Annotated in this window: 18 protein-coding genes; 11 read left to right on the forward strand and 7 right to left on the reverse strand. The window is 74.2% G+C overall.

Translation table 11 applies throughout. From position 1 onward, the window contains the following. Positions 1-67: 67 nt before the first annotated feature. The gene (locus BGP03_RS24825) at positions 68-415 is read left to right on the forward strand and encodes a WhiB family transcriptional regulator (protein ID WP_296370439.1); all 348 of its coding nucleotides are present in this window, start codon (positions 68-70) and stop codon (positions 413-415) included. Positions 416-429: 14 nt separating this feature from the next. Here BGP03_RS24825 and BGP03_RS24830 read toward each other — a convergent pair whose 3' ends face one another. Together BGP03_RS24830 and BGP03_RS24835 are read right to left on the reverse strand one after the other, a co-directional pair. Then, positions 430-1,584: an ArsA family ATPase gene (locus BGP03_RS24830; RefSeq protein ID WP_296370440.1), complete on the reverse strand. Its 1,155-nt coding sequence runs from the start codon at positions 1,582-1,584 to the stop codon at positions 430-432. After that, on the reverse strand, positions 1,581-2,657 hold the full coding sequence (locus BGP03_RS24835) for an ArsA-related P-loop ATPase (RefSeq protein WP_296370441.1): 1,077 nt from the start codon (positions 2,655-2,657) through the stop codon (positions 1,581-1,583). The genes BGP03_RS24830 and BGP03_RS24835 overlap by 4 nt, the downstream gene beginning before the upstream one ends. A gap of 72 nt (positions 2,658-2,729) precedes the next feature. On the opposite strand from BGP03_RS24835, the gene BGP03_RS24840 reads away from it, so the two are divergent. From BGP03_RS24840 to BGP03_RS24855, 4 genes are read left to right on the forward strand one after another with little or no spacing between them, the layout of a single operon-like run. After that, the gene (locus tag BGP03_RS24840; protein ID WP_296370442.1) at positions 2,730-2,903 is read left to right on the forward strand and encodes a hypothetical protein; all 174 of its coding nucleotides are present in this window, start codon (positions 2,730-2,732) and stop codon (positions 2,901-2,903) included. After that, positions 2,900-3,361 (forward strand): RidA family protein, encoded by a 462-nt coding sequence (locus tag BGP03_RS24845; protein WP_296370443.1) that lies wholly within the window; start codon positions 2,900-2,902, stop codon positions 3,359-3,361. Before BGP03_RS24840 ends, BGP03_RS24845 begins: the two co-directional genes overlap by 4 nt. Then, positions 3,358-3,993 (forward strand): hypothetical protein, encoded by a 636-nt coding sequence (locus BGP03_RS24850; RefSeq protein ID WP_296370444.1) that lies wholly within the window; start codon positions 3,358-3,360, stop codon positions 3,991-3,993. The genes BGP03_RS24845 and BGP03_RS24850 overlap by 4 nt, the downstream gene beginning before the upstream one ends. Positions 3,994-4,016: 23 nt before the next feature. After that, positions 4,017-6,092, forward strand: coding sequence for a hypothetical protein (locus tag BGP03_RS24855; protein ID WP_298797971.1), 2,076 nt, complete (start codon positions 4,017-4,019; stop codon positions 6,090-6,092). Positions 6,093-6,096: 4 nt separating this feature from the next. Here BGP03_RS24855 and BGP03_RS24860 read toward each other — a convergent pair whose 3' ends face one another. After that, positions 6,097-6,975: a Gfo/Idh/MocA family oxidoreductase gene (locus BGP03_RS24860; protein WP_296370611.1), complete on the reverse strand. Its 879-nt coding sequence runs from the start codon at positions 6,973-6,975 to the stop codon at positions 6,097-6,099. A gap of 47 nt (positions 6,976-7,022) precedes the next feature. Between BGP03_RS24860 and BGP03_RS24865 the strand changes: the two genes are divergently transcribed. Beyond that, on the forward strand, positions 7,023-7,826 hold the full coding sequence (locus tag BGP03_RS24865; protein WP_296370446.1) for an NUDIX hydrolase: 804 nt from the start codon (positions 7,023-7,025) through the stop codon (positions 7,824-7,826). Continuing rightward, on the forward strand, positions 7,823-8,608 hold the full coding sequence (locus BGP03_RS24870; protein ID WP_296370447.1) for an MBL fold metallo-hydrolase: 786 nt from the start codon (positions 7,823-7,825) through the stop codon (positions 8,606-8,608). Before BGP03_RS24865 ends, BGP03_RS24870 begins: the two co-directional genes overlap by 4 nt. A 36-nt stretch (positions 8,609-8,644) precedes the next feature. On the opposite strand, the gene BGP03_RS24875 is transcribed toward BGP03_RS24870, so the two are convergent. From BGP03_RS24875 to BGP03_RS24885, 3 genes are all read right to left on the reverse strand, one after another. Beyond that, positions 8,645-9,892, reverse strand: coding sequence for an MFS transporter (locus tag BGP03_RS24875; RefSeq protein WP_296370448.1), 1,248 nt, complete (start codon positions 9,890-9,892; stop codon positions 8,645-8,647). Positions 9,893-9,995: 103 nt separating this feature from the next. Beyond that, positions 9,996-10,670: a Crp/Fnr family transcriptional regulator gene (locus BGP03_RS24880; protein ID WP_296370449.1), complete on the reverse strand. Its 675-nt coding sequence runs from the start codon at positions 10,668-10,670 to the stop codon at positions 9,996-9,998. A gap of 151 nt (positions 10,671-10,821) precedes the next feature. Continuing rightward, positions 10,822-11,073 (reverse strand): hypothetical protein, encoded by a 252-nt coding sequence (locus BGP03_RS24885; protein WP_296370450.1) that lies wholly within the window; start codon positions 11,071-11,073, stop codon positions 10,822-10,824. A gap of 253 nt (positions 11,074-11,326) precedes the next feature. On the opposite strand from BGP03_RS24885, the gene nth reads away from it, so the two are divergent. Genes nth through BGP03_RS24905 form a run of 4 tightly spaced genes read left to right on the forward strand, consistent with a single transcriptional unit; the run spans position 11,327 to position 14,670 of the window. Further along, the gene (gene nth, locus BGP03_RS24890; RefSeq protein ID WP_298798061.1) at positions 11,327-12,097 is read left to right on the forward strand and encodes an endonuclease III; all 771 of its coding nucleotides are present in this window, start codon (positions 11,327-11,329) and stop codon (positions 12,095-12,097) included. After that, complete coding sequence (locus BGP03_RS24895; RefSeq protein ID WP_298797974.1) at positions 12,094-12,753, forward strand: TlpA disulfide reductase family protein; 660 nt, start codon at positions 12,094-12,096, stop codon at positions 12,751-12,753. Before nth ends, BGP03_RS24895 begins: the two co-directional genes overlap by 4 nt. Then, positions 12,750-13,457, forward strand: coding sequence for a CoA pyrophosphatase (locus tag BGP03_RS24900; protein WP_296370452.1), 708 nt, complete (start codon positions 12,750-12,752; stop codon positions 13,455-13,457). Before BGP03_RS24895 ends, BGP03_RS24900 begins: the two co-directional genes overlap by 4 nt. A gap of 19 nt (positions 13,458-13,476) precedes the next feature. After that, positions 13,477-14,670: a MarP family serine protease gene (locus BGP03_RS24905; RefSeq protein WP_298797977.1), complete on the forward strand. Its 1,194-nt coding sequence runs from the start codon at positions 13,477-13,479 to the stop codon at positions 14,668-14,670. Positions 14,671-14,881: 211 nt separating this feature from the next. Here BGP03_RS24905 and BGP03_RS24910 read toward each other — a convergent pair whose 3' ends face one another. Continuing rightward, entirely contained in the window at positions 14,882-16,162 is a 1,281-nt protein-coding gene (locus BGP03_RS24910) for an adenylosuccinate synthase (protein WP_296370454.1), read from the reverse strand. Positions 16,163-16,216: the final 54 nt, after the last annotated feature.

Here is a 16,216-nt window from a genome sequence, read left to right on the forward strand (position 1 = left end):
CCACACCCTGCCGTCCCGGGCGTCCGGAACCTCCCGTCCCGAACATCAACAACCTTACGGAGCAACCATGACGGGTCGGTGGAACTGGCGCGTGGCCGCACGCTGCCGGGCGGACGACGCCGACGAGCTGTTCGTGGCCGGGGCGCTGCAGCGCGACGCGAAGCTGTTCTGCCGCACGTGCCCGGTGCGCACGGAGTGCCTGGCCCACGCCCTCGACCAGCGCATCGAGTTCGGGGTGTGGGGCGGCATGACCGAGCGGGAGCGCCGGGCCCTGCTGCGCCGGCGACCCGACGTGGAGTCGTGGTCGGAGCTGCTGCACGACGCCCGGGCCGCCCACTACGCGGGCTCGGCGGACGAGACGGCCGATCACCTGGCGGCGGAGCAGGAGGCCGAGGACCTGTCGGAGTCCGCCTGACCGTGCTCGACCGGCTACCGCGCGGAACGGAGCGCGGTGGCCTGCGGGTGCGGGCCACCGTCGGCCAGGCGGGTGCCGATCTCGCGCAGCCCGTCCAGGTCCCCGACGTCGGCCACCACCGGCACGCTCGTCACCGCCACCGTCGGGTGGGCGCCGGTGAAGCGGGCCAGCAGGCTCTCCTCGCGCCCGGCGAGGTCGACGCGGTCGGCGTGCAGGCGCAGCACGGCCGTGGCCAGCGGCGCGCCGCGCAGCTCGTCGGCCACGTTGCGGGCCTTCGACGCCGAGAGCTCCGCCAGCACCGGGTGGGTGCGGTTGAGCACCAGCCCGGCCAGCGGCATCTCCTCCGCGGAGAGCCGGTCCACGAAGTAGGCGGCCTCGCGCAGCGCGTCGGGCTCCGGTGCGGCCACCACCACGAACGCGGTGCCGGGCGAGCGCAGCAGCTCGTAGGTGGCGTTGGCGCGCTCGCGGAAGCCGCCGAACATCGTGTCGAACGCCTGCACGAACGCCGACGCGTCGGTGAGCATCTGCCCGCCGATGATCGTGGAGACGGCCTTCGCGAACAGCGTGAACGCGCCGCCGACGAGCTTGCGCAGGCCGCGTCCACCGGCCCGGGCGGGCGAGGACAACAGGCGGATCATCCGGCCGTCGAGGAAGGTCGACATGCGCTGCGGGGCGTCGAGGAAGTCCAGCGCCGAGCGCGACGGCGGCGTGTCCACCACCACGAGGTCCCAGTCGCCGGTGGCCACCAGCTGGCCCAGCTTCTCCATGGCCATGTACTCCTGCGTTCCGGAGAACGAGGAGGAGATGGTCTGGTAGAAGGGGTTGGCGATGATCGCCTCGGCGCGGCCTGGCTCCGCGTGCGTCTGCACCATCTGGTCGAAGGTGCGGCGCATGTCGAGCATCATCGCGTGCAGGTCGCCGTCGACGGAGCTCACCGCGGCGGGCTCGTTGCCGAGGATCTGCAGGCCGAGGGCCTGCGCGAGGCGCTTGGCCGGGTCGATGGTGAGCACCACGGTGCGCCGGCCGCGCTCGGCGGCTCGCACGGCCAGCGCGGCCGAGGTGGTGGTCTTGCCCACCCCGCCCGAGCCGCAGCAGACGATCACGCGGGTGGTCGGGTCGTCGAGCAGCGCGTCGACGTCCAGGACGGCCGGCGTCTTCATGGCGTTCATGAGCGCGTCCCGCTTGAGGTCGTGAGCGGATATCCGGGTCCTGGCCCCGATTTCCGCTCACGGGCGGCGGAGCCGCCCACACCCTGCGCACACAACGTCTCGGCGAGTTCATAGAGCCCGCCGAGGTCGACGCCGCCGATCAGCCGGGGCAGCTCGAGGCGGGCCGGGGCCGCCGACGACGCGTCGAGGCGGGCGAGCGCCACCGCCTCCGCGTGCACCCGCTGGGCGTGCTCGACGGTCTCGGCGACCAGCCCGTCGATCACGTCGGGGGTGAGGTCGAGACCGGCCGAGGCCAGGCTGGCGCGGATGCGCGCGGCGTCCACCCGGCCACCGGCCGCAGCGGCGACGGAACGGTCCGGCAGCCACTGCGGACGCACCTGGTTGGCGATGACCGCGCCCGGGCGCAGGCCGGCGGCCGCCAGCTCGTCGAGGGTCTCCAGCGTCTCGGTCACGGGCAGCTCCTCCAGCAGCGTCACGACGTGCACGGCGGTGAGCGGCGAGTGCAGCACCTCGACGACGCCCTCGGCCTGGCTGTGGATGGGGCCGCTCTTCGCGAGGTCGGCCATCGCCTTCGTCACGTCGAGGAAGCTGACGACGCGGCCGGTGGGCGGCGCGTCGAGCACGACGGCGTCGTAGGCGGGGCGGCCGTCGGCGTCGCGGCGGTTGACGCACTCCTTGGCCTTGCCGGTGAGCAGCACGTCGCGTAGGCCGGGCGCGAGCGTGGTGGCGAACTCGATGGCGCCCATCCGGCGCAGCGCGTGACCGGCCATGCCGAGCCGGTAGAACATCTCGAAGTACTCCAGCAGCGCCGCCTCGCTGTCGACGGCCAGCGCGCGCACCTCCCCACCGCCGGGCGCCACGGCGATCTTGCGCTCCTCGTAGGGGAGCGGCGGGGTGTCGAACAGCTGGGCGATGCCCTGGCGGCCTTCCACCTCGATCAGCAACGTCCGCTTGCCACCCGTCGCGAGGGCCAGCGCGAGGGCGGCGGCGACGGTGGTCTTGCCGGTGCCCCCCTTGCCGGTGACGACGTGGAGGCGGGCGGCCGACAACTCTGCTGGCCAGGAAGGTGTCACCCCTTGAGGTTACGAGCCGGTAGCCATCCCGGCCGCCCGAACGGGATGAGGCGCTGGCTACAGTCCTTTCCCATGAGCTCCCCGGCTGTGACCCAATGGGAATACCTCACCGCCCCGGTGTTGATCCACAGCACCCAGGCCATCCTCAACAACTTCGGCCGTGACGGCTGGGAGCTGGTGGCCGTCACCACCGGCGCCAACAGCGACCAGCCCGTCGCCTGGTTCAAGCGGCCGAAGCAGCCATGAGCACCCCCACCGCGCGCCTGGCCGAGCTGGGCATCACGCTCCCCGCCGTCGCCGCGCCCGCGGGCGCCTACATCCCCGCGAAGCAGACCGGCACGCTCGTGTTCACCGCGGGTCAGGTGCCGTTCGTCGACGGGAAACTCGCCGTCACGGGCAAGGTCGGGGCCGAGGTCGACGTCGACACCGCCTACCAGCTGGCCCGCACCTGCGTCCTCAACGCGCTGGCCGCGATCGACGAGCTGGTCGGCCTGGACGCCGTCACCGGTGTCGTCAAGGTCGTCGGGTTCGTGGCGTCGGCGCCCGGGTTCACCGGCCAGCCCGGCGTGATCAACGGTGCGTCGGACGTGCTCGGGGAGATCTTCGGCGACGCCGGGAAGCACGCCCGCTCGGCCGTCGGCGTGGCGGAGCTGCCCATCGGTGCGCCGGTGGAAGTGGAGCTGATCGTCGAGGTCGCGGGGTGAGCACCGCCGACGCGCTCTTCCCCGCGGAGGCGCAATCGGCACCCGCCCAGGCGTGCCACGAGCTGCTGGTCCGGCTCGCCGGGCGGCTGCCCGACGAGCTGCTCTGGCGCCTGCGCGACTGGCTCGCCGTCGACGCCCACTCCTCCATCACCGCGATGCTGCCGCGCGAGCTGCTGCGCCACCGCGTCGCCCTCGACGACCACGAGCGTGATCTGCTGGTGGCCTCGGCCGGGACGTGGGGGGCGTCGGCCCGCCTCATGGACGCCGTGCTGCCGCTGCCGGCGCCCGAGGTCACCACGGCGGAGTTCCGCTCGGAACCCGACGTCGACCAGGCCGCGCTGAGCGTGCTGGCCGTGGTCCGCGGCCACCCGGGCTGCATCGAGCTGCGCCAGGCGTGGCGGGCCGGGACCCGTCGCGAACAGCGCATCGTCCTCGTGCACGGCGGCGAGCGGCCGTGGCAGCTGGCCGGCACGCTCCAGCGCGTGCTGCGCGCCCACGGCGACCGCACACCGTGCGTGGAGGTTCTCCCGCCGCACGACGAACCCCCCGCCTACCACCAGGCGGCCATCATCGGATCGGCCCCGCTGTGGCGGTCACCGGAGATGGCGACGGCGGCGTCGGCAGGAGCGTGATGAGGGGCACCGGAGGAGGGCACGTGGCCGAGACATCGGGATCATCCACACACGACCTGCTGCTCGCGATGGCCGGCCAGGTGGACGACGACCTGCTGGCCTGGGCGCGGGAGCTGGTGGCGGTGGGTGAGAACACCCGGGCCATCGCACTGGTCACGGCCGGCGTCACCGCCGACCGCACCTCCCTGCGGGCCGCCCTCCGGGCGACGCTGGTCGCGGCGGCCCGCGCGGCGCACACCGATCTCGACGCCGGCAGCGCCCTCCCCGAGGCGTCCGACTCCGCGCTCGACCACCGCTTCGCCGCCGCCCCCCCGGGTGGCGACGACCGCGTCGCCGCGGCCGTGGGCGCCCTCCCGCCGCGGCTGCTCGACGGCGCCGAGGTGCGGCTGGCCTGGCGGCTGACGCCGGCCGGGTCCGCGCCCGGGCCGCTGCCGCACCCGGTCGTGCTGGTCGAGGTCGAGGCGGGTGGCCGCCCGGCCGACGTCCTGGCCTACCAGCTGTCCGTGGCCCTGGACCGGTCCGGGGTCGTGGCGTCGGTGGAGGTGCTGACCAGCGGGAACCCGCTCTCGGAGTACCACGCCGCCGCCCGCCGTGCGGCGCAGCGGATCCACGAGGCATCGGCCACGGCGCCGCCCGTCGTCGCGCCGCCTGCGGCGCCGCCGGGCGAGCCCGTCGTCGAGCCCGTCGTCGAGCCCGTCGACGAGGCCACTGCGCCCGAGCCGCGGCCGGAACCCGGGTACGCCGACCTGTGGGCCGCCGAGGGACCGTTCGCAGTGCCCGGCGAGCCGTCGGGGCCCGACGCGGCGGCCACCGACCCGACGGGCACCGTGGTCGGCGACATCACCCCCATCACCCCCGCCTCCCGGCCGCTGCCCCTGCGTCCCGCGCGGGACGCCGCCCCGGCCGGGCCCGAGTCCCGTCCCGCCCCCCGCCCGTTCGAACGCCGCCGCACCACCGTCACGCCGCTGACGCGGTCCTCGCTGCCGAGCCCCGTTCCGCTGGCCCGCCGTGACGGCACGAGGGTGCGCCCGCTGGTGCCTGTGCACGACGAGACGCCGGTGGACACCGCCGGGGACACGTCCGGAGCGGAGGCGACCGACCCGCAGCGGACCGTGCGCCCCGACGGCGGCGACGCCTACTCGTCCCTCGAACAGGGGCAGATCCCGGCGCTCGCCGACACCCCGATGTTCCGCTCGATGCAGGACCCCCTCAGCGGGCCGCTCAACGCGCCGCTGCTCGCCCCGCTGCTGGACCCCACCCCCTTCGACGAGCACGGCACACCCGTCGAGGACGAGGACGACGACCCGTTCGGCCTCCACGGCATCAGCCCGCTGGCCCCCGACCGCCCGATCGGCGTCACCGCGCCCGCGCCCGCCGAGGACCGGTGGGCGAACGAGTGGGCGTCGGGGGACTGGGCCGTGTCGCCGTCGGATCTGGACCGGTCGGGTCCGGACCGGTCGGGTCCGGACCGGTCGGCCCGGACGGTCGAGGACGAGCCCGGGTCCGATCCCGGGTCCGACGTGGACGAGATCGACGCGCCGCGGCACCGGGCCGCCCACGGCCTCGCCGAGGCCCCCCCGGCGTCCGCGCCCCCGATTCCACTGTCGCCGCTCGCATCGCGGTTCACGGCGGAGTCCCCGATCGTCGCGCTGCCTCCGACCGGCCCGGCGGCGTCCGCGGTCCCGCCGGCTGCCGCCGCTCCGCAGCCCCCCGCCGCGGTGTCGCCCCCGACGTCACGGCCCCCGACCGGCCCACCGACTCCCGCCGCTCCCCGGTCACAGCTCGGATCGCCGGCGCCGAACTCGCCCCGGTCGTCCGGCCCCGATCGGGCACCGGCCGCCCCGGAACCGGCCCGTGAGGAGCAGGCCGCCGAGGGTCCGGGCCTCCGGCCCGACCCGGTGGCCCGGCTGAGCGACGCCGACCGCGAGCTGCTCGCCCGGCTGCAGGCCGAGCTCGGCTCCGGCACCCGGCCGCGCACCTCGCGTCGGGCCGGCGTGGCCGCCCCGAACGGGAACGGGCAGAGCCGCACGGGGACGAACGGGAACGGGACGAACGGGAACGGCCCGGGGCGCCACGACCCGCCCGACCTCGCCGGCTGACGGATCAGCCCACGACGGCCCGGACCTCGTCGAGGATCTCCTGCAGGCGCAGTCCGTGCGCCGCGTCCAGCGCCGGGGCCGGACCGGTGCCGCGGACCGCCGCCACGAGCTCGTCGAGCAGGTGGGCGTAGCTGGACGCGGCGTCCCAGACCCGGCCGGGCAGCCGGTGGACCCCGGCGCCGCCGAACACGGTGAACTCGCTCTCCGTCGGGTCCACGGGCAGCGCCAGGGACGTGATCACGGTGCTCGTGGCGCCCCCGGCGTGGGTGAGGCCGAAGCGCCAGAGATCGGGATCCGTGCGGTGGGCCCAGTCGACCCCCGTGACGGGCCCGAGCGCGGCGACGAGCAGGTCGACGAGGTGCGGGCCCACGTCGAGCAGCGCGCCCTGCTCCGCCCGCCACGGCGACGCCGCGAAGGGCCCACCGAGCAGCGCACCCGACAGCCACCGCGCCGAGCCCGTCGTGTCGACCCCCGGCGTCGACGGGATCCCCGCCAGCCAGCTCTGCACGTCGGGGGCGTGGCGCAGCGTCAGCACGATCGACGAGTGGACGCCCGCCCGCGTGACGGCCTCGACCACCTCCCGGGCCCCGTCGAGCGTCTCCGCGAGCGGCTTCTCGCAGATCAGGTGGCGCCCGGCCGCCGCGGCGCGCACCACCAGCGCGCCCTGGACCAGCGGTGGCACGGCCAGCGCCACCACGTCGACGTCGGCGATCAGGGCGTCGAGATCGGCGTAGGCCGTGCTCCCGAGCGACGCGGCGAGCTCCGTGGCCTGCTCGGGGCGACGCGTCCACACGCCCGTCAGCGTGGTGGCGGGATGCGCCACGATCGCCGGTCCGTGCACTCCGCGGGCCCACGGCCCGCCCCCCACCAGCCCGACGCGCATGTGATCCACGACCGCCATCCTGCCTCGCGGGGAGTTAGGGTCCGACTGTGCCCACCGAGACCGTCGTCCCGAAACCGGCGGCCACCGTGCTGCTGCTGCGCGACGATCCGAACCCCCCGCCCGGCCGCGCTCCGCTCCAGGTCTTCCTGCAGCGCCGGGTGGCCGGCATGGCCTTCGCGGGCGGCATGACGGTGTTCCCCGGCGGCGGCGTCGATCCCTCCGACCGGCCCGATCCGGCGCGGTGGAGCGGCCCGTCACCGGCGCAGTGGGGCGAACGGCTGGCGTGTGACGCGGAGATGGCCGGGGCGCTCGTCCACGCTGCGGTGCGGGAGACGTTCGAGGAGTGCGGCGTCCTGCTGGCCGGGCCCGGCCCGTCGCCCCACCACGAGCGGGAGGCGCTGGTGGCCCACCGCCGCACGCTCGGTGAGGTCCTGGCCGGGGCGCAGCTGACCCTGCACTCGGAGCTGCTGGCGGCGTGGTCGCGGTGGATCACGCCCGAGCAGTCGCCGAAGCGCTACGACACGGCGTTCTTCGTCGCGCGGGTGCCCGAGGGCCAGGAGGCCGACGCCCACACCACCGAGGCCGTCGAGGCCACGTGGTGGCACCCGGCCACCGCGCTCGAGCACTGGGAGCGCGGCGACATGCAGCTGCTCGCGCCCACGTTCACGTCGCTGCGGGAGATCGCGGAGCACCCCGACGCCGCGTCGGTGCTGGCCGCGGCCACGCAACGCGTCATCACGCCGATCATCCCGATGGTGCGCCGCGAGGGCGACCAGGTGGTGGTCGTGCTGCCCGGCGACCCCGGGTTCGAGACCGCCGAGATGCACCTGACGCCCGGGAGCCCCGGATGACCCATCCCCTGTACGGGGAGCTCCGCTCCGTCACGCCGCTGGCGTCGGTGCTGCTCGCCCGCAACCCGTCGGCCATGACGCTGGAGGGCACCAACTCCTGGGTGCTGCGGGCTCCGGGCGTCGAGGAGTGCGTGGTGGTCGACCCCGGTGACGAGGACGACGAGCACCTGGAGCGCGTGGCCGAGCAGGGGCCCGTGGCGCTGGTGCTGCTCACCCACCGCCACCACGACCACGCCGGCGGCGCCGCCCGCTTCGCCGAGCTGACCGGTGCGCCCGTCCGGGCGCTGGACCGCTCGCTGGTGCTCGGCTCCGAGGCCCTCGGCGACGGTGACGTGGTGGCCGCGGCGGGCGTCGAGCTGCGGGTGGTGGCCACGCCGGGCCACACGTCGGACTCGCTGTCGTTCCTGCTCAGCGGTCCGGACGCGCCGCCGACGGTGCTCACCGGCGACACCGTCCTGGGCCGCGGCACCACCGTCATCGCCCACCCCGACGGCGTGCTGGGCCCCTACCTGGAGTCGCTGCGCCGGCTCGCCGACCTCGCACCGGGCACCGCGGTGCTCCCGGGACACGGCCAGGAGCTCCCGGACGCGCCCACGGTGGCCCAGGCCTACCTCGCCCACCGCGAACAGCGCCTGGACCAGGTCCGTGCCGCATTGGACGCCCTCGGCCCCGCCGCGTCGGCGAGGCAGGTGGTGGAGACGGTGTACGCGGACGTCGACGAGTCGTTGTGGCCGGCAGCCGAGCTCTCGGTCCTGGCCCAGCTGGAGTACCTCCGCGGCTGACGCCCCCCGTGCGCGGAAATCAGTGCGGGAACACCGTTATCCGCTCACGAGGGCCATCCGGCGGGCCGGCGCCGGGGCGTTGAAGCTTCCGCGGCGCAGCCAGATGACGACCGCCACGACCAGTCCCGCGACACCGCCGGCCAGGAACGCGCCCGCCGGGCCGCTCGCGTCGACGATGACGCCGGCCACCGACTGCCCGGCCGAGAGCCCCAGCGTGGCCGCCGTGACCACCCAGCCGAACGCCTCCGTGGCCGTCCCGACCGGGGCGACGGCCTCGACGCCGAGCGACTGGGCCGTGACCTGCGGGGTGATGGTCGCGCCGGCGAACAGCATCGCCACCACCAGCACCGGGATGGAGCCGAGCGGACCCGTCAGGGCCATGGCCGCGACGCACACCCCGAACACCGCGAGCAGCACCGGCAGCCGCAGGTGCAGCGGGCGGGGCCAGGGCCGCAGCGAGTACAGGACGCCCGCGAGCACCGACGCCACCGACCACGCCGAGAGCAGCACGCCGCCCATCGCGGGCGACCCGGCCTCGGCCGTGACCGCCGGCACGCCGACCTCCACCGTGCCGATGACCAGCCCGAACCCGAGCGACGCGAGCGCCACCGTGCGCATGCCGGGCCGGGCCAGGGCACCGAGAATCCCGATCGACGGCCCGCGGGGGGCCGGCTCCTGGATGCGCACGGGACGGCTCAGCGCGAACCCGACGGAGCCGATCACCATCGCCGACACGGCGACGGCGACACCGGTGCCGGGCCAGGGCGCCGCCACCAGGAACGCGGCGGCGGCCGGGCCCAGGATGAAGAAGACCTCCAGGCTGATGGCCTCGTAGCTGAAGGCCGCGTCGCGCCGGGGGCCGGCGGGCACCAGCACGCCCCACAGCGACCGCGACGCGCCGGGCAGCGCCGGCTGCACGAGCCCGCCCACCAGCGCGAGCAGGACGAGCAGCGGCAGCGCCGCCCGCGACTGCACGGCCAGGACCAGCCCCGTCTCGGCCAGGCCGAACAGCACCGCGGCCACCAGCAGCGGCCGGGTGGGCCCGACGCGGTCCATCAGCCGGCCCTGCGCCACCGAGCCCAGCGACACCCCGGCCAGCGTGCCCGCCGACACCAGCCCGGCCGCCGCGAACGACCCCGTCACCCGCTGGACGTAGAGCAGCGTCGCGAGCCCGACCATGGCGATCGGGAACCGGCCGAGCGCCGAGGCGAGCGCGGGGACGAGCGCTCCGGGCGAGGTCAGGGCGGCACGGTAGTCGGACAGGGTGGCGGACGAGGAGGACACGTCGACCAGGGTCGCACAGATTGGTACGGACGTACCACTTTATTGCCCAGGAGCGACGAAAGGCACCTGCCGGGTGCGGGAGGTGCCCTTCGACGAGCTCGTTCTAGCGGGCCCGGCGGGCCAGTCGCTCGGGCTCCAGGATCAGCACGCTCTTGCCCTCCAGCCGCAGCCAGCCGCGGTGGGCGAAGTCGGCGAGCGCCTTGTTGACCGTCTCACGCGACGCGCCGACCAGCTGGGCGATCTCCTCCTGCGTCAGGTCGTGCGTGACGCGCAGCAGGCCCGACTCCTGCGACCCGAACTGGCGCGCGAGCTGCAGCAGCGACTTGGCCACCCGCCCCGGCACGTCGGTGAAGATCAGGTCGGCGAGCATGTTGTTGGTGCGGCGCAGCCTGCGGGCCAGCACCCGCAGCAGCTGCTCCGCGATCTCCGGCCGCTTGCCGATCCACTCGCGGAGCGCGGCGCGGTCCATCGTGTAGGCGCGGACCTCCGTGACGGCCGTGGCCGACGACGTGCGCGGTCCCGGGTCGAAGATCGACAGCTCGCCGAACATGTCGGACGGCCCGGCCACCATGAGCAGGTTCTCCCGCCCGTCCGGCGACTTCCGGCCGATCTTGACCTTGCCGTTGCCGACGATGTAGAGACGGTCGCCCGGCTCACCCTCGGCGAAGATCACGTGCCCGCGGGGGAACTCCGCGCTCTCCAGCGCCTGGGCCAGGGCGTCGGCCGCATGCGGCTCGACTCCCTGGAAGATCCCTGCGCGGATCAGAATCTCGTCCACTACCGCTCCTCGTCCCGGCCGCTGCCCCGCGGCGGATCACCGGCACGCAGTCTAGGGGCAACACCAACGCTGTGTTACATCGCAAGGGCCGTTTCGCGGTCACGAACGGCGGATTCGAGGGCGCTTCAGCCCCACTCGGGCCATAACAGGCTCAGGCAGCATTGCTCCGTTTGACCGGACGACTCCCACGCGGGCTGCGGCTCCGCAGCCGGAAGAGCTCCAGTGCGCGACCGGTGCCCTGCCGGAACAGCGCACGCACCTCGTCCGGACGTGGTTTGTCGAGCAGCTCGTCGAGCTCGTCGGTACGCACGGTGGACTCCCGCAGCTTGGACTCCACACGCTCCATACCGAGCGCGAAGAACATCACCAGCAGCGGCACGAGGACGGACAACCAGGCAGTCATGTCGGGGGAATCGTCTCGCATCCGCCCTGGCCGCGGCACGGCGGGGGTCGGTGCGCCGCCGTCTCGATATGTTTTCGTGACCTGATCAGCCACTCTGCGTGAGCGGATGGAACGGGATCCAGGACTGTCGGGACTCCGCCGTACGCTCTTGAGCGTGACCACGCAGCTCGACCTCACCCGCAACGCGGCGCGTCTCGCCAAACGGGTCGCCGCCGGTGAGCCGTCCCTGGGCCGCGCGCGTCGCGTCGGCCGGATGCTGCGCACGCTGGCCGACACCCACGTCGACGCGCACTGCGAGCTCGATTTCCGCACGCCCCTGGAGCTGGCCGTGGCCACGGTGCTGTCGGCGCAGAGCACCGACAAGCTCGTCAACACCGTCACGCCGGCGCTGTTCGCGCGCTACCCCACGGCGCTCGACTACGCCAAGGCCGATCGCGCCGAGCTCGAGGAGATGATCCACAGCACCGGGTTCTTCCGGAACAAGGCCAGCTCGCTGATCGGCCTGGGCGCGGCCGTCGTCGAGAAGCACGACGGCACGCTGCCGCACACCCTCGACGAGCTGGTGAAACTGCCCGGCATCGGCCGCAAGACCGCCAACGTCATCCTCGGCAACGCCTTCGACGTGCCGGGCATCACGGTCGACACCCACTTCGGCAGGCTCGTGCGCCGCTGGGGCTGGACCGGGCTGGAGGATCCGGTCAAGGTCGAGCACGCGGTCGGCGAGCTGGTGCCCAAGCGCGACTGGACGATGGCGTCCCACCGCGTGATCTTCCACGGCCGGCGCGTGTGCCACGCCAAGAAGCCCGCCTGCGGCGCGTGCACGCTCGCGGCCGACTGCCCGTCCTACGGCACCGGCCCCACCGACCCGATGCTCGCCGCGGCCCTGCTCAAGGGCCCGTCGCGGCCGCGGCTGCTGGAGCTCGTGGGGTTGCCCGCCGACGTGGTCCCTCCCGTGGAGGCGGCGATCGGTACAGCCGACGAGGCCCCCGCACCCACGGGCACCGAGGACCAGGACGCGCCGTGACGAGACTGGGCCGCGCGGAGATCATCTCGTTCGTCGTGGTCGTGCTGCTCGCCGCGGCAGGCGTCTACGCACTCTGGCCGCGGGACGCGGCCACGTCCGTCTCCGCGGTACCCGCGGCACAGGACCCCGGGCACGCCGCCGTCTCCGTCCCCGACGCCGAGCTCGCCGCACCCCGGGCCGCGGCCCGCCTCGAACCGTGCCCGGCGGCGGTCGATCCCGAGGGCACCGGCTCCGCGGGGGCGGGCCCGCTGGCCGGCGTCGTGGTGCCGTGCCTCGGAGCGCCCGGCTCGGTCGACCTCGGCCGGGCCCTGGCCGGGCAGACCGTGCTGATCAACGTCTGGGCATCGTGGTGCGCGCCGTGCCGCGCCGAGCTGCCCGTGCTCGCGTCCTACGCCGCCCGGCCCGACGCCGTGCCCGTGCTCGGCGTCGACTTCGCCGACGATCCCCGCCCCGCCCTGGGCCTGCTCACCGACCTCGGTGTGACGCTGCCGTCGGTCACCGACCCCGACAACGCCCTGCGCAAGGCGCTGGACATCCCGCCCGGCCTGCCGATGTCGTACGTGGTGCGGCCGGACGGCCGCGTGACGCGGGTGGACCCACCTGTACCGTTCACGTCCGCCGACGAGGTGGCGGCCGCCGTCACGAGGTTGTCGTGAGCTCGGCGGCGCAGCCGGAGGAGCCCGCGCTCCGGCCCGATCTCGCCCCGGCGTGGCTCCGGCCGCTGCTCGGGGAAGTGGCTGACGTCGACGCCACCGCGTTGACGCGGCACCGGATCCGCGCCCGGCCGGACGCCCGCCGCGCCGCGGTCCTGATGGCCTTCGCCGACGATCCCGCGCACGGCCCGGACGTGCTGCTCGTGGAGCGCGCCGGCACCCTGCGCAACCACGCGGGCCAGGTGGCGTTCCCCGGCGGCAGCACCGATCCCGACGACGCCGGCCCCATCGCCGCGGCGCTGCGCGAGGCCGAGGAGGAGACCGGGCTCGACCCGTCGGGCGTCGTGCCCCTGACGTTGCTGCCCGAGCTGTTCATCCCGCCGTCGGGGTTCGCGGTCACGCCGGTGCTCGCCCACTGGGCCCGCCCCACGGCCGTGCACGCCGTGGACCCGGGTGAGACCGCGGCCGTGGTCCGGGTGCCGCTGGAGCAGCTCGCCGATCCCGCCAACCGGTTCCAGGTCGGGCATCCGTCCGGGTTGACCGGGCCGGCCTTCACGGTGGCGGGCCTGCTCGTGTGGGGGTTCACGGGGGGCTTATTGTCCGCGCTGTTGGATCTCGGTGGATGGGCACGTCCCTGGGACACCTCGCGGGTCGAGGACCTGGAATCCGCGGCTCGGGCCGCTCGGCAGGAGGTCGCAGGATCGTGAAGTTCGGGGGGCGTGGCCGGTGAGTTGGGTCGACCTGGTGGTCGTCGTCCTCGCCCTGATCGCCGCCGTCTCGGGGTGGCGACACGGCATGGCCGTGGCACTGCTGTCGTTCGTCGGCGTGCTGGGCGGGGCCATCCTCGGGGTGCGCCTGGCCCCCCTGCTGGCCTCGGGCATCGCCAGCCCCAGCAGCCGGGTGATCGTCAGCATCGTGGTCGTCGTGCTGCTCGTGGCTCTCGGGGAGACCACCGGGGTGTTCTTCGGCCGCCGCATCCGCGACCACATCCGCGGGGAGCGGTCTCTGAAGATCGACTCCGGGCTGGGGTCGGTGCTCCAGGCCGTCACCGTGGTGATCGCCGCGTGGCTGGTGGCGCTGCCGCTGGCCTCGGCCAGCTTCCCCACGGTGGCCGCCGGCATCCGCGGCTCCGAGGTGCTGCGCGCCGTCAACTCGGTGATGCCCGACGGCGCCAAGGCCCTGCCCGACGAGCTGCGCCAGCTGCTCAACAACTCGGGCTTCCCGGACGTCACCAACCCGTTCTCGCAGACCCCCATCACCGAGGCCGGCCCGCCGAACGCGTCCCTGAGCAACGACGCCGTGATCAAGGACGTCCGGTCCAGCGTGCTGAAGATCCGTGGCCGGGCCCCCTCCTGTCAGCGGATGCTGGAGGGCAGCGGGTTCGTCATCGGCCCGCAGCTGGTGCTCACCAACGCCCACGTCGTCGCGGGCACGTCGTCCACCCAGGTGGAGGTGGCGGGCCGCCGCGGCCCGGTCGACCTCGACGCCCGGGTGGTGCTCTACGATCCCGAGGTCGACGTCGCGGTGCTGCGCGTGCCCGACCTCGACGAGAAGCCGCTGGTCTTCGAGCCGCAGCCGGCCTCGCCTCAGGACGACGCCATCGTGCTGGGCTACCCGCTCGACGGTAGCTTCACCGTCACCCCGGCCCGGGTCCGCCAGGAGATCAAGCTCAAGGGCCCGGACATCTACGAGAAGGGCGACATCACCCGCGACGTCTACACGATCCGGGCCACCGTGCGCTCGGGCAACTCCGGCGGGCCGATGATCGACCCGTCCGGTCGCGTGATCGGGGTGGTGTTCGGCGCCGCACTGGACGACAGCGAGACGGGCTTCGTGCTCACCGTCGACCAGGTGTCACGCGCGGTGCAGGCCGCCCCCGGGCTCACGCGCGAGGTGGACACGGGCGCCTGCGCGTCGTAGGTATCACGGTCGGAGGCGTGCGCCTCCGACCGACATGGACCACTACCCGTCACTGCTCCCGGTGCTGACCGGGGCACTCGCCGCCCTGGCGGGTGCACTGCTGCTCGACCGGCCGCTCGGCCTCGGCGCGCTCGGACCCGCCGGAACGGCGGCGGCCGCCGCCCTCCTGGTGGTGTCGCTGCTCGTGCTGGTGGCGCTGCCCCGATGGGGGTCAGACGTCGCGCGTGATCGTCTGCTCGCGGCCCGGCCCGACGCCGATCGCGCTGACGGGCGCACCGGTGAGCTCCTCGATTCGCTCCACATAGGCCCGGGCGTTGGCGGGGAGTTCTGGATAGCTCCGGTATGGCGAGAGGTCCTCGAACCAGCCGGGCATCTCCTCGTAGACGGGCACCGCGTGGTGGACGTCGGTCTGGGTCATCGGCATGTCGTCGATGCGCCGGCCGTCGACCTCGTAGCCCACGCAGACCGGCACCTTCTCGAGGCCTGACAGCACGTCGAGCTTGGTGAGGAAGAAGTCGGTGATGCCGTTGACGCGCACCGCGTAGCGGCCGATCACGGCGTCGAACCAGCCGCAGCGACGCGGGCGCCCGGTGGTGACGCCGACCTCGCCGCCGGCCTTGCGCAGGTGCTCGCCCATCGCGTCGAGGAGCTCGGTGGGGAACGGGCCGGAACCGACACGCGTGGTGTAGGCCTTGAGGATGCCGATCACCCGCGTGATCTTGGTGGGGCCGATGCCGGAGCCGACGGCCGCGCCGCCCGCCGTCGGGTTCGAGCTGGTGACGAACGGATACGTGCCGTGGTCGACGTCGAGCAGCGTGCCCTGCGAGCCCTCCAGCAGGATCGTCTCGCCGGCCTCGAGCGCCTTGTTGAGCAGCAGCCGGGTGTCGGCGATGCGATCGGAGAACTTCTGCGCGTGGGCCAGCACGGTGTCGACGACCTCGTCGACCTCCAGCGCGCGGCGGTTGTAGACCTTGACCAGCACCTGGTTCTTGAACGCCAGCGCGGCCTCCACCTTCTGGTGCAGGATCTTCTCGTCCAGGACGTCGGCCACCCGGACGCCGACGCGGGCGACCTTGTCCTGGTAGGCGGGCCCGATCCCGCGGCCGGTGGTGCCGATCTTGGACTTGCCCAGGAACCGCTCGGTGACCTTGTCGATCTCCACGTGGTACGGCATGATCAAGTGCGCGTCGGCGCTGATCATCAGGCCGGACGTGTCCACCCCGCGGTCCTCGAGGCCCTGCAGCTCGTCGAGCAGCACGCCCGGGTCGATGACCACGCCGTTGCCGATCACGTTCTTCGCGCCCGGGGTGAGGATGCCGGACGGGATCAGGTGCAGCGCGAAGTTCTGGCCGTCGGGGAGCACCACGGTGTGGCCGGCGTTGTTGCCGCCCTGGTAACGCACGACCCACTGCACCTGGTCGCCCAGGATGTCGGTGGCCTTGCCCTTGCCCTCGTCGCCCCACTGGGCTCCGATCAGCACGATCGCGGGCATGTAAGACTCCAGTCTGAACGACAGTGGGACACGCGCAGGTACAAACGCAGCGGC

The sequence above is a fragment of the Pseudonocardia sp. 73-21 genome (assembly GCF_001899645.1).
Classification (GTDB): Bacteria; Actinomycetota; Actinomycetes; order Mycobacteriales; family Pseudonocardiaceae; genus Pseudonocardia.

What these genes read in the sequence shown, in the direction of transcription:
- BGP03_RS24860 (WP_296370611.1), bottom strand. Translation starts at nt 6,975, where the DNA reads ATGCGCGTCGGGCTGGTGGGGGGCGGGCCGTGGGCCCGCGGAGTGCAC.
- BGP03_RS24910 (WP_296370454.1), bottom strand. Translation starts at nt 16,162, where the DNA reads ATGCCCGCGATCGTGCTGATCGGAGCCCAGTGGGGCGACGAGGGCAAG.
- BGP03_RS24825 (WP_296370439.1), top strand. Translation starts at nt 68, where the DNA reads ATGACGGGTCGGTGGAACTGGCGCGTGGCCGCACGCTGCCGGGCGGAC.
- BGP03_RS24845 (WP_296370443.1), top strand. Translation starts at nt 2,900, where the DNA reads ATGAGCACCCCCACCGCGCGCCTGGCCGAGCTGGGCATCACGCTCCCC.
- nth (WP_298798061.1), top strand. Translation starts at nt 11,327, where the DNA reads ATGCTGCGCACGCTGGCCGACACCCACGTCGACGCGCACTGCGAGCTC.
- BGP03_RS24870 (WP_296370447.1), top strand. Translation starts at nt 7,823, where the DNA reads ATGACCCATCCCCTGTACGGGGAGCTCCGCTCCGTCACGCCGCTGGCG.
- BGP03_RS24830 (WP_296370440.1), bottom strand. Translation starts at nt 1,584, where the DNA reads ATGAACGCCATGAAGACGCCGGCCGTCCTGGACGTCGACGCGCTGCTC.
- BGP03_RS24840 (WP_296370442.1), top strand. Translation starts at nt 2,730, where the DNA reads ATGAGCTCCCCGGCTGTGACCCAATGGGAATACCTCACCGCCCCGGTG.
- BGP03_RS24885 (WP_296370450.1), bottom strand. Translation starts at nt 11,073, where the DNA reads ATGACTGCCTGGTTGTCCGTCCTCGTGCCGCTGCTGGTGATGTTCTTC.